General features: G+C 64.7%; 9 protein-coding genes. All 9 read right to left on the bottom strand.

The features are described from left to right. Positions 1-139: 139 nt before the first annotated feature. The 9 genes from EOA85_RS13815 to EOA85_RS13775 all read right to left on the bottom strand — a co-directional run bounded on the left by EOA85_RS13815 (position 140) and on the right by EOA85_RS13775 (position 12155). Positions 140-1915, bottom strand: a complete 1776-nt coding sequence (locus tag EOA85_RS13815) for an ABC transporter ATP-binding protein (RefSeq protein ID WP_127209805.1) — start codon at positions 1913-1915, stop codon at positions 140-142. A gap of 53 nt (positions 1916-1968) precedes the next feature. Then, a complete protein-coding gene (locus tag EOA85_RS13810) occupies positions 1969-2913 on the bottom strand; it encodes an acetamidase/formamidase family protein (protein ID WP_127209804.1) in 945 nt (314 codons plus the stop codon). After that, a complete protein-coding gene (locus EOA85_RS13805) occupies positions 2903-4546 on the bottom strand; it encodes an ABC transporter substrate-binding protein (protein ID WP_127209803.1) in 1644 nt (547 codons plus the stop codon). The genes EOA85_RS13810 and EOA85_RS13805 overlap by 11 nt, the downstream gene beginning before the upstream one ends. A 43-nt stretch (positions 4547-4589) precedes the next feature. After that, complete coding sequence (locus tag EOA85_RS13800; protein ID WP_127209802.1) at positions 4590-5510, bottom strand: ABC transporter permease; 921 nt, start codon at positions 5508-5510, stop codon at positions 4590-4592. Further along, the gene (locus tag EOA85_RS13795) at positions 5507-6373 is read right to left on the bottom strand and encodes an ABC transporter permease (protein ID WP_206523298.1); all 867 of its coding nucleotides are present in this window, start codon (positions 6371-6373) and stop codon (positions 5507-5509) included. The genes EOA85_RS13800 and EOA85_RS13795 overlap by 4 nt, the downstream gene beginning before the upstream one ends. A gap of 19 nt (positions 6374-6392) precedes the next feature. Continuing rightward, positions 6393-6992 carry a transcriptional antiterminator gene (locus tag EOA85_RS13790; RefSeq protein WP_127209800.1) on the bottom strand — a complete coding sequence of 200 codons (600 nt, stop codon included), beginning with the start codon at positions 6990-6992 and terminating at the stop codon, positions 6393-6395. After that, positions 6989-8116, bottom strand: a complete 1128-nt coding sequence (locus tag EOA85_RS13785) for a transporter substrate-binding protein (protein ID WP_127209799.1) — start codon at positions 8114-8116, stop codon at positions 6989-6991. Before EOA85_RS13785 ends, EOA85_RS13790 begins: the two co-directional genes overlap by 4 nt. Before the next feature lie 207 nt (positions 8117-8323). Further along, positions 8324-10069, bottom strand: coding sequence for a hydantoinase B/oxoprolinase family protein (locus EOA85_RS13780; protein ID WP_127209798.1), 1746 nt, complete (start codon positions 10067-10069; stop codon positions 8324-8326). 1 nt (position 10070) lies between these two features. After that, entirely contained in the window at positions 10071-12155 is a 2085-nt protein-coding gene (locus EOA85_RS13775) for a hydantoinase/oxoprolinase family protein (protein ID WP_127209797.1), read from the bottom strand. Between the last annotated feature and the right edge of the window lie 96 nt (positions 12156-12251).

Raw genomic sequence — 12251 nt, 5'->3', positions numbered from 1 at the left:
GCCCTGGGATGACGAAGTGGAGGGATGCTTCGGCTAATCCTAGATGTTTGCGACCTGCAGCCCATCCAGATCAGCGTCCTGCACCAGCACCTTCAAAAACTCGCGCGAGCGCGGCCCGCCAACCTAAATTCATCCCGCTCTAGGAAACAGCAACGAGATGACCGTTGCCAAGATCCTTCAGGGCCAGTTTCGGCGGCTCCTCGCCGATTTTTCGAGTCGGGCTCGGGATCTCCTGATCGAGACGCGCGAAACGCGGCCGGCGCTTTGCCGGATCGGGCACCGGCACGGCCTCGATCAGGCGCTTCGTGTAGGGATGGCGCGGGTTCGAAAAGACTTGGTCGCGGGTGCCCATTTCGACGATCTGGCCGAGATACATGACGGCGACACGATCGGAAATGTTCTCGACCACCGCCATGTCGTGCGAGATGAACAGATAGGCGATGCCGAATTCGCGCTGCAGTTCCTTCAGCAGGTCGAGCACGCGGGCCTGCACCGACACGTCGAGCGCCGAAACGCTTTCGTCGGCGATGATGAGTTTGGGTCTGAGCGCCAGCGCACGCGCGATGCAGATGCGCTGGCGCTGGCCGCCCGAGAATTCGTGCGGATAGCGCTCCATCTGGTCGGCCGACAGGCCGACGCGCTCGAACAGCGCCGCCACAAGCTGGCTGCGCTCTTCCTTCGAGGCGATGCCATGGATCAACAGCGGCTCGGCAACGAGGTCGCCGACGCGCATGCGCGGGTCGAGCGAGGCATAGGGATCCTGGAAAATCATCTGCACTTCGCGGCGAACCGCCTTGCGCTGGTCACGGCCAAGGCCCGCCAGATTGCGCTCGCCGATCACGATATCGCCGTGGTAGGGCACAAGCCCGGCCAGCGCCTTGGCGGTGGTCGACTTGCCGCAGCCGGATTCGCCGACCAGCGCCAGCGTCTCGTGCGGCGCGATCGAAAAGCTGACGCCTTCGACGGCGTGGACACGGCGGTTCACTTGGCCGAAGAAGCCACCGCGCAGGTCGAAATGGACATGCAGATCGTTGACCACCGCCACGCTTGCGGGCATTTCCGCTTCGACGGATTTTTGTTCGGCGGATTTTTGGCGGCCGACGCCGGTACCAATGCGCGGCACGGCGGCGAGCAGCTCACGCGTATAGTCGGCTTGCGGGCGGGCAAAGATATCGGCGGCTGTTCCCTGCTCGACCATGCGGCCGTGCCGCATGATGACGACGCGATCGGTCATTTCGGCAACCACGCCCATGTCGTGGGTGATGAGGATGATGCTGGTGCCGTGTTCGCGCTGCAGATCGCGCAGCAGTTCCAGCACCTCGCCTTGCACGGTGACGTCGAGTGCCGTCGTCGGCTCGTCGGCGATCAGCACATCCGGTTTCAGCGCCAGCGCCATGGCAATCATCACGCGCTGGCGCATGCCGCCGGACAGTTCGTGCGGAAACTGTTTTAGCCGGCTTTCGGCTTCCGGGATGCGGACGGCCTTCAGCGCCTCGATGGCGCGCCGGCGCGCCTCGGCGCGGGACAGACCGGTATGGGCCTCGATGGACTCGACCAGCTGTCGGCCGATCGACAGCACCGGATTGAGCGAGGTCATCGGCTCCTGGAAGATCATCGCGATGCGGTCGCCGCGAATGCGCCGCATCTGGCGCTCATCGAGCCCAGCCAGATCGATGTCACGTCGATCGATATCGCGAAGCCGGATCGTGCCTGACGATATGCGGGCTGCAGGCTGCGGCAAGAGCTGCATGATCGCCAGTGCGGTCATCGATTTGCCGGAACCGGATTCGCCGGCAATGCAAAGCGTCTCGCCGCGCGAAAGCGAGAACGATAGCTCTGATACCACCGGCCGCTCGCCATCTTCGCCACGCACGCTGACGGAGAGGCCGGAGATCTCCAGCACCGGTCCGGCCATGACCGAAACGGCCGGGGCAAAAGCCCCGGTCCGCTTGCTGGTTGCGCCTTTGCTCATTCGAAGACGCAGCGCGGGAAGTAGAACGACACCACCCAGTTCGGCATGTCGACGATCTCGCTGATCCGGAGATCGCCGCAGACCGAAACCAGCATGTAGGCCTCGACCGGGTCCATTCCGTAGCGGCCGGCAAGCAGGTCGATCATCTGGGAGACCGCTTCCCTGGCGCCCGTCATCAGGTCCGGTCCGATGCCGGTCGTCACCTCATAGCCCTTGGCGTCGAGATGGCGCGTCACCGGGCCAGGCGTGGTGAAGCGCGGTGTCTTCAGCCGCGCATCCTTGACCAGGTCGAGCTTGAGCACGACATCCATCGGGCTTTCGATCGCCGTGCCGCACACTTCGCCGTCGCCCTGCGCGGCATGCGTGTCGCCGACCGAAAACAGCGCACCGGCCACCTCCACCGGCAGATAGAGCGTGGTGCCGGCCGCGAGATCGCGGATGTCGAGATTGCCGCCGACGCGCCTTGGCGGCACCACCGAGTGAAGGCCCATTTCAGCCGGCGCGTTGCCGAGGGTGCCGGCAAAGGGTTTCAGCGGCACGCGGGCCTGCCTGCCGAACAGCGCCGGCTCGAGCGAGACGGCGTCGTATGTCCAGATGTTCAGCGCCGGTTCCGGGAAGTCGTCGGCGAGCAGGCCGAACCCCGGAATGTTCCCCGTCCAGCCGAAGCCGGACGGCTTGAACATCTCGATCGTCACCTTCAGTGCATCGCCCGGCTCGGCCCCTTCGACATAGATGGGCCCGGTCACCGGGTTCACCTTGGCGAAGTCGAGCAAAGCGACGTCGGCAACGGTGCTGTCGGCCTGAAGCTGGCCTCCCGACGAATCGAGGCACTGGAACTCGATCGTCGAACCGGGCGCCACCCGCTCAGTCGGGACAAAGGAATTGTCCCAGCCGAAATGGTGATGGCGCCCATGGATGGTGTAGTCGCAGTTATTGCACATCGGTCACATACACATTGTCATAATTGATCGGGATATGGACGGGATCGACATAGAGATTGTCGGCGCCACCCATCCGGGCCGATTTCAAGGTGAAACGCTGCTCGTTGAAGACCGGCGCCCAGGGCGCGTCTTCCATGATCTTGCCGTAGATCGCGCTCCACATCTTGGCACGTTCGCCTGATTTGGCCGGGTCGACGATCGAGTCGGCCTCCGCCGCCTTGGCGTCGAGATCCTTGTTGCAGTACCACGACCAGTTCCAGCCGCCCGGAACCGCGCCGGCGCAGCCGAGAATCGGCCCGTAAAAGTTCGACGGATCGGGGAAATCGGCGATCCAGGCCATGCCGCCGGACCAGATCATCGGCGCGCCGGCCTTGTCGCCGCCGGCTGCGATAACATTGGCCTGCGCGAGCGACTGGATGCTGGCCTTGATGCCGACCGCCGCCAGATCCTGCTGGATCGCCTGGGCGATGCGCGGGTTTGGATCGGTGTTCATGGCGAACAGCTGCGTGTCGAAACCATCGGGATGACCAGCCTCGGCAAGCAAAGCCTTGGCCTTGGCCACGTCATAAGGATAGCCCTTGAATTCCTTGTTGTAGCCGGGCATCGACGGCGGCAGCGGCTGGTTGGCCGGCACCGCACGGTTGTTGATCAGCTGAACGATACGGTCCTTGTTGATCGCCATGTTGACCGCTTGCCGCACCTTCACATTGTCGAAGGGCGCCATGGTGGTATTCATGGTGATGTAGCCGGTGTGCAACTGGCCGCCCTCGACGACGCGGGCCTTCTGCTCGGGATCGGCCATCACCTCCTGGAACTTGGCCGGCGGAATGCCGTCGCCGGGAATGTCGATCTCGCCCTTCTGCAGCCGCAGCAGCGCCACGATCGGCTCCTGCCCGATCTCGAAGGTGACCTTGTCGAGATGCGGCAGGCCCTTGTGCCAGTAATCCGGGTTGCGCTCGAAGACGACGCGCTGGCCGAGCATCCATTCGGCGAGCTTGAACGCCCCGGTGCCGACCGGATGCTTGCCGAAGTCCGCGCCGTATTTCTCGACCTCCTCCTTCGGCACGACATGCGAGAAGTTGATGGCCATGACATGCAGGAAGGTGGCGTCGGGCCGGGTAAGTTCGAACTTGATCGTGTAGGGGTCGACGACGGTGACGCCCGCCAGGCTTTCCGCCTTGCCGGCAGCGACATCCTCATGGCCCTTGATCGAGCCGAAGAAGCCGGCGCCCGGGCTCTGCGTCTTCGGATTGGTGACGCGATCGAGCGAATATTTCACGTCGTCGGCAGTCATCTCGCGGCCATTGTGGAACTTCACCCCTTGGCGCAGCTTGAAGGTGAAGGTCTTGCCGTCGGGCGCGATCTCGTAGCTCTCGGCGAGGTCGGGCCGCAGGTTGGTGGTGCCCGGCTCGTAGTCCATCAGCCCGTCGAACAGGCTCTTGATCATCGACCAGTTCTGCCAGTCATAGCCGATGGCCGGATCGAGCGTGGCGACGTCGTCCTTGTAGGTGATGGTGATCGCGCCGCCCGGCTTGGCGTTCGGATCGACGGCGTCTTCGGTGCGGGCGCTTGTCATGCCGAGCATCAGCGCGAGCGCCGATACCGCAACGGTGGAGGTCAAGAATTTCTTCATCTCATGTTCCCTTTCTCTGGTTGTTACCGGTCTTTTTTGGTTTTCATCTAAGCTTGATGCGCGGATCGATGAACGGTGCGACGGTGTCGGCCAGGAGATTGCCGAGCACGATGGCGAAGGCCGAAACCAGGGTGACGCCCATGATGATCGGAATGTCGACGCGCTGGATGGCCTGCCAGGCAAGCTGGCCGATGCCGGGCCAGCCGAACACGCTTTCGACCACCACGATGCCGCCCATGAAGATGCCGATGTCGATGCCGATCATGGCGATGACCGGCAGGATGGCGTTGGGCAGCGCGTGGCGGAAGATGATGGCGCCGCGCGCAAGGCCCTTGGCGCGGGCGGTCCGCATATAGTCCTGGCGCAGCACGTCGATCATCGACGAGCGCATCATGCGGGCGTACCAGCCGGCGCCGAGTATCCCCATGGTCAGCGAGGGCAGCACCAGATGGCGCCAGGTGCCGTAGCCGCCGATCGGAAACCAGCCGAGCCGCACGGCGAATACATAAAGGAGCAGCAGGCCGACGACGAATTGCGGCGCCGAGACGCCGACAAAGGACGCGACCATCAGCGTCTGGTCGGTGGCGGTGCCACGCCTGACGGCGGCAAGCAGGCCCATCGTCAGGCCGATCGCCAGCTCGCAAAGGATGGCGCCGACCATCAAAAGCAGGCTTGCCGGCAGCCGCGAGACGATGAGCTCAGTGACCTCGGAACGCTGGATGTAGGAGCGTCCGAGATCGCCGCTGAGCAGGCTGGTCAGATAGTGCCAGTACTGGATGAAGAAGGGCTGATCGAGGCCGAGCTGCCGGCGGATGTTCTCGACCGTCGCGGGCGTGGCGCTGCGGCCGGCGATCTGGCGGACGGGGTCGGCGGGCAGCAGGTAGAGCAGCGCAAAGGTGATCAGCGAGACGCCGAGCAGGATGAGCACGGACTGGATGATACGGCGGCCGAGATAGGCAATCATGCCCGGCCCCTTTGCGTCGGATCGAGGATGTCGCGCAGCGCATCGCCGATGAGATTGAAGGCCAGCGCCAGCGCCAGGATCGCCGCACCTGGAAAGAAGACCAGCCAGGGTGCTGCCTGGAAATAGGTCTGGTTCTCGAAGATGATGTTGCCCCAGGATGCGGTCGGCGGCTGCACGCCGATGCCGAGATAGCTGAGCGTTGCTTCGAGCAGCACCGTGGTCGAGATGCCGAGCGTGCCCCAGACGATGATCGTCGGCAGCAGATGCGGCAGGATATGGCGAAACAGGATGCGTGATGCGCTGGCACCGATCGTACGCTCGGCGTCGATGAACTCGCGCTCGGCGAGCGAGCTGGTCTCGGTGTAGATGACCCGCGCGGTCTGCACCCAGTTCACCAGTGCTATCACCATGGCAACGATCCACAGGCTCGGCTGGAGCACCGCCGCCAGGCAGATGGCGAGCAGCAGCGCCGGGAAGGCCATCATCAGATCGGTGAAGCGCATCAGCGCGCCGCCGATCCAGCCGCGGAAATAGCCCGCGGAGACGCCGACCAGCGTGCCGATCAAAAGCGCCACGCCGTTGGCGACGATGCCGATGATCAGCGAGGTGCGCGCGCCGAAAAGGATGCGGGTCAGCAGATCGCGGCCGAGCAGATCCGTGCCCAGCCAGAAGCTGGCGTTCGGCGGCAAGGGCGCGCCTTCAAGCGTCAGCCCGTCGAACATCTGCTCGTTCGGATCGTAGCCGGTCAACCACGGCGCCAGGACGGCGCCGGCCACGACGATGGCAACGATCACCAGGCCGAGCAGCGCCAGCGGGCGCTTGACCAGGCGCCGCCAGACGCCGGCGCGTGGCTTGACCGGCATGCGCCCGGTTGCCGGAAGGTCAGGCGCGATGGGACTGGTCATCGCCGCCTTCTTCCGTCATCGCCACGATCCGGCGCGCGGCCTCCTCGACGCTGATCTGCCAGCTCATCGCCAGCGACCGGAGCTGCGCATAGGCGCGGCCGTCCTCGGCGCCTTTCGACAACGCCTCCACCGCGCGCACGATGGTCTGGCGCTCCGCGACGCGCAGGCGAAGCGCCGATATCTCGCTTGCCAAAAGCTTGCGCGCCTCGAAGCTCTGCCGTGCGATCAACAGGGCGCTGTAGACGCCGGCATTGCCGACCGGCTTCAGCAACTGGGCGTCGGCCTTGTGCGACAGCGCCCACTCGATGCGGCCCGGCGCTTCGGAGCCGATCAGCGCCACCAGCGGCATCGGCGCCTCACCCGGCGCCCATGGGAATTGTTCGTCGAAGCCGAGATCGGCATCGAAGAAGACGAAGTCCGCCGCCAGCGCCTCGGCCGGCAGTTCCGGCCAGCAGCCGACCGTCTCGAGGCCGATGGCCGACAATTGCCGCGTGATCGCCTGCACCGTCGGATGCGGACGATGCAGGACAAAGGCCCTGGCGCCGCCGAGATTCGGGATGCGCGGGACCTTGCTCACGACACCACCCTCAGGCGTGGGCGGCCGAACGTCTCGGTCCGGTCATAGCGGGACAGATAGGGATCGGGCGCCACTCCCTTGGTCAGCGTGACGGTCTTGAATGCGGTCCCCTCGATGCGCCCGATCTGTACCGGCAAGGTGGCGTGCTGGGTTTGCGGATCGATGGATATGTCGCCGAGCGGGGTTCGAAACGAGGTTCCGGCAAAGGCCTGGGGAAGGTCCGGCCATTGTGCGCCGGGATTGCGGGCGAGGATTTCGGCAAGCGTCCGCACCGAGGCATACGCGGCCGCCTCGAAGGATGAAGCAGGCATGACGGAGGGCGCCGAAACGCCCTGGCGATCCGCTGCCGAGATATCGTGAAAGTACGGCCCGACGGAAAGATGGCCATTGCCTGCATCATTGAGCGCCGGCAACTCGCATTCGGTCAGATTGCAGGACAGGATGGGGCAGCGCTCCGGCCTGAAATGCAGATCGCCTTTGGCGAGCTCAGCATAGGCCGCGATGAAGGCATAGGACGAGGAGCCGATCAGGTTGTTCAGGATGAAATCCGGCCGGGTGGCCTGGATCTCGGCGATCAGCCTGGAGACATCGACCTCGCCGAGCGGCAGATAGCGCTCGCCCAAAACCTTGCCGCCGGCGTCGGCGATCAGGTCGCGGGCGACACGGTTGGTCTCCCAGCCCCAGATGTAGTTGGAGCCGAGCAGGAAACCGTTGGCGCCGAAGCGCGGCACGACATGGGCCAGCAGCGGGACGAGGTGCTGGTTCGGGCAAGCGTGCATGTAGACGACATGCTCGTTTGCTTCGAAGCCCTCATAGGGGCAGGCGTACCAGAGCGTGCCGCCGGCGCGCTCGAGGATCGGAATGACCTCCTTGCGGCTCCATGACGTGATGCAGCCAATGATGTGGCGCGCGCCGCTGTTGCCGAGAATGTCGGCGCAGCCCGTCGCATAGCCATCGATGTTGCCCTGCGGGTCGCGCTCCACCGGAACGAATTCGATCGGGATGGCGGGATCGGCGTTGATGTCGGCGATGGCCGTCATCGCACCGGAACGGCAGGATTCGGACAGCAGGCGGTAGTTGCCCGACCGCGAGTAAAGGATGCCGATCTCGATACGCCGTCCCAAGCAAATCCCCAAAATAACAATGCCCCGCAGCCGCCGCCGCGGAAGGCGAGGCATACGAGGCATTTTTGCCGCCCGGCGGTCGGAGCCGGTATTTCCCCAATAGCGTATTCGGTACGGCGGGTCAGTCAAGCGGGAAAGTGAGGGCCGGGAAAGCGACCGCGTTGCATCTGGTTGCGCGAAGGGGTCGCGCAGAGAACTCGTCCTATCTCAGCGATGGGCGCGTTTCTCGTCCGTCGCCGCCCGGTCGATCGCCAGCCCATCCGTCGACAGGGCGACGCCAAATTTCGCGCTGGCCTGTTCGGCCGTATAGTACCCCAGCCTGACATCCCTCAGCACCAGTTCCGGGTCGCGCGCCAGGGGATCGCCATAGCCGCCGCCGCCCGGCGTGCCGACGCGCACGCGGTCGCCGGCCTTCAGGGCGATGTCCTGCTCCTTGGAGAGGTGCGGCGGCACATGTTCCTTGCCGTCGCGGAACACGGTAACCGTGTTGACCGCGCCGTCCTTGCCGCCGAGCGCGCCTTGCGGGCCGAAGCGGCCGTGGTCCATGACGAAGGAGGCGCGGGCGTCGCCGCGCAGGATCTCGACCTCATAGGCGAGGCCGAAACCGCCGCGATGCTTGCCGGCGCCGCCCGAGCCTTCGCGCAGGGCATAATGGCGGTAGAGCACCGGAAAAGCCTGCTCCATGATTTCGACCGGCGGCGATTTTGAAATGCCGATGGTCGAGCAGCCATTGGTCAGGCCATCATGGCCGGCATTGCCGCCATAGCCGCCGCCGGAGATCTGGTACATGACGTAATCGCGGCCGCGGGCCGGATCGTTGCCGCCGAGCGCGAAATTGCCGCTGGAGCCGGCCGGAGCGGCCGTCACCTTGTCCGGCAGCGCCTGCACCATCGCCGCGAACACCGCCTCGGCGATGCGCTGCGAAACCTCGGCCGCGCAGCCGGAAACCGGTCGCGGATATCTGGCATCGAGGAAGGTGCCTTCCGGCCGCTTGACGATCAGCGGCTCGAAGGCCCCGGCGCTGATCGGCACGTCGGGGAAAATGTGCCGCATCGCAAGATAGACCGAGGACAAGGTCGTCGCCAAGACGCTGTTCATCGGCCCGGCGCAAGGCTTTGACGAGCCGGCGAAGTCGAAGCTGAGTGTGTCGCCCTGTTTCTCCACGGCAAGCGCGATGGTCAGCGGCTCGTTCACCACCCCGTCGGAATCGACGAAGGCTTTGGAGCGATAAATGCCATCGGGAATGGCTGATATGTTGGCGCGCATCTGTTCGGCGGCGCGGCGGCGCAGTTCGGCGATCGCCTCGACGACTGTTTCGCTGCCGTAACGATCCAGGATTTCATTTAGTCGGTCCTGACCGATCAGCAGTGCCGCCGCCTGCGCACGGATGTCGCCGATGCGCTGGTCGGCAACCCTGATGTTAGAGCAGATGATGGCGTAGATCTCCGGGTCAAGCACGCCCTTCTTGAACAGTTTCACCGGCGGCAGCCGCAGGCCCTCCTGCTCCACGGCCGTCGCCGAGGCGGAAAAGCCGCCCGGTACCGAACCGCCAATGTCGGGCCAGTGGCCGGTGTTCGACAGCCAGCAGAAAATCTTGCTATCCCGGTAGACCGGCATGGCGAAGCGCACGTCCATCAGGTGGGTGCCGCCGAGATAGGGGTCGTTGACGATGTAGATGTCGCCGGGCTCGGGCTGCAGGCAGCTTCCGTCGGCGATCATCTCGATCACGGTTTTGGTCGAGTATTGCATCACGCCGACGAACACCGGCAGACCCTGGCTGCCCTGCGCGATCAGCGACCCATCGGCGGCCGAATAGATGCCGTCGGAGCGGTCGTTGGCCTCGGCGATGACGGGGGAAAAAGCGGCGCGCGAAAAGGTCAGGTCCATCTCGTCGCAGACCTGCTGCAGCGCCGCCTGGATGACCGAAAGCGTAATGGTGTCGAGTTTTGCCATCTCAGGCCTCACCGATGTCGATGATGATGTTGCCGTCGGCGTCCGAGCGCGCCCGGTCGCCGGGCTCGAGCACGGTGGTCGCGTCCATCTGTTCGAGGATCGCTGGCCCCTCGATGACCGCGTCGAGCGGCAGCTTCTCCCTGCTGTAGACCGGCGTGTCGTGCCAGCGCCCGCCATACCAGACTGGCCGGATTTCGCGCCGCGCTTCGGCCAGCGTTTCGGCGCGCCCTGCCGGGTCGATCAATCGCGACAGATCGATCGCCGGCCGCACGCCGGTTACCGAGGTGTTGAGGTTGACCAGATTGGCGCGGATTTCAGGCAGCTCGACCTTGAAGCGGGCGAAATAGGCCTTTTCAAACAGTTGCTGCAATGTTTCACGTGTCACCGCGGACGAAGGCAGCGGCACGTTGATGATATGGGTCTGGCCGACGAACTGCATGTCGGCGGAATGCGTGACGCGGATCGTCTCCGGCTTCACCGCTTCCTTGCCGATCAGCTCTTCGCCTTCGTTTCGGTGCCGTTCCAATATAGCGTGAAGCTGGGATTCATCAAGACCGGCCACCGGCTGGTTGACCGTGTTGACGAAATCGTGCCTGAGATCGGCGACGACGCAACCGAGCGCATTGGTGATGCCCGGCCGCGCCGGCACCAGCACTTTGGGCAGACCGAGCTCGCGCGCCAGCGCCGTCGCGTGCAGCGGTCCGGCGCCGCCGAAGGCGAACAGCGCGAAATCGCGAGGATCGTGGCCACGCGACACCGAGACCATGCGGATGGCGCCGGCCATCTTGATGTTGCCGAGCCGCAGCACCGCGCCCGCCGCCTCGGCGCCGGACAGGCCGGTGGGGCGGCCGATCCTGTCCTCGAATATGCCGGTGACGTGTTCGACGGTGACCGGATTCTCGACGGCGAGAAGCTTTTTCGGCGCCAGCCGGCCGAGCACCAGATTGGCATCGGTGATGGTCGGCTCGCTGCCGCCGCGCCCGTAGCAGATCGGGCCGGGATTGGCGCCGGCGCTTTCCGGGCCGATCTGGATCAGGCCGGCCGCGTCGACGCTGGCGATCGAGCCGCCGCCGGCGCCGACGGTGTGCACCGCCACCATCGGCACATGGATCGGCATCGCATATTCGATCTCGATCTCGTTCGACACCGCCGGTTCGGCATTGCGGATCAGCGCCACGTCGGTCGAGGTGCCGCCCATGTCGTAGGTGACCAGGTTTTTGAAGCCGGCGCGTTTTCCCGTATAGGCGGCGGCGATGACACCGGAGGCCGGGCCGGACATGACGGTCTTGGCTGACTCGCGTGTGACAAAGCGGGCCGAGATCATGCCGCCATTGCCGTTCATGATCAGGAAGTCGCGGGCGTAGCCTTTTGATCCCAATTCCTTGCGCAGCCGTTCGACATAGCGTTCGAGGATCGGCTGCACCGAGGCGTTGACCGAAGCGGTGACACCGCGCTCGAATTCGCGCGCTTCCGACAGCAGCGCATGGCCTGTCGTGATGTAGCTATTCGGCCAAAGCTCGGCGGCGATCTCGGCGGCGCGCCGCTCATGCGCCGGGTTGGCGTAGGAATGCAGGAAATGGATGACGAGGGATTCGCAGCCGGCCTCGATCAACTGGGAAATCGCCGCGCGCATCTCGGCTTCGTCGAGCGGGATGCGCACTGCGCCCGAGGCTTCAACGCGCTCCGACACTTCAAGCCGCAGATTGCGCGGAATGATCGGGACGAAGCTGCCTGTCATGCCATAGGGCTGCGGCCGCGTTCGCCGGCCAAGCTCGATGACATCGCGAAAGCCGCGCGAGGTGATCATGCCGGTCTTGGCCAGCCGGCGTTCGAGCACAGCGTTGGTGGTGGTCGTCGTGCCGTGCACGATGAGGTCGATGCCGCGGATGGGGAAACCGGTGGCGCCGAGCGCCGAAACGACGCCGAAGGCCTGGTTGTCGGTAGTGGTCGGGGTCTTGGCGATATGCACCTTGCCGCCGTCTCGGCCGTCGATCAGAAGCAGGTCGGTAAAGGTTCCGCCGACATCGATGCCGGCGACGACGCTGCCGAGGGAATCCAGCGTCTGCGCCGAAAAATTCTCTTTCATTGTCGAAACCCGAAATATCAGGACTACCGATATGTGTCAGTTTGGAAAGGTGTTTCACGCTGGCGTCTTGACGCAAATATCATTTGTATACTAATA

The organism is Mesorhizobium sp. M5C.F.Ca.IN.020.29.1.1, assembly GCF_003997375.1.
Taxonomy (GTDB): Bacteria; Pseudomonadota; Alphaproteobacteria; order Rhizobiales; family Rhizobiaceae; genus Mesorhizobium; species Mesorhizobium wenxiniae.
The sequence above is the reverse complement of the archived record's forward strand: the minus strand, read 5'-3'. Positions and strand labels throughout refer to the sequence as shown.

What these genes read in the sequence shown, in the direction of transcription:
- EOA85_RS13815 (WP_127209805.1), bottom strand. Translation starts at nt 1,915, where the DNA reads ATGGCCGGACCGGTGCTGGAGATCTCCGGCCTCTCCGTCAGCGTGCGT.
- EOA85_RS13795 (WP_206523298.1), bottom strand. Translation starts at nt 6,373, where the DNA reads ATGCCGGTCAAGCCACGCGCCGGCGTCTGGCGGCGCCTGGTCAAGCGC.
- EOA85_RS13800 (WP_127209802.1), bottom strand. Translation starts at nt 5,510, where the DNA reads ATGATTGCCTATCTCGGCCGCCGTATCATCCAGTCCGTGCTCATCCTG.
- EOA85_RS13780 (WP_127209798.1), bottom strand. Translation starts at nt 10,069, where the DNA reads ATGGCAAAACTCGACACCATTACGCTTTCGGTCATCCAGGCGGCGCTG.
- EOA85_RS13810 (WP_127209804.1), bottom strand. Translation starts at nt 2,913, where the DNA reads ATGTGCAATAACTGCGACTACACCATCCATGGGCGCCATCACCATTTC.
- EOA85_RS13805 (WP_127209803.1), bottom strand. Translation starts at nt 4,546, where the DNA reads ATGAAGAAATTCTTGACCTCCACCGTTGCGGTATCGGCGCTCGCGCTG.
- EOA85_RS13775 (WP_127209797.1), bottom strand. Translation starts at nt 12,155, where the DNA reads ATGAAAGAGAATTTTTCGGCGCAGACGCTGGATTCCCTCGGCAGCGTC.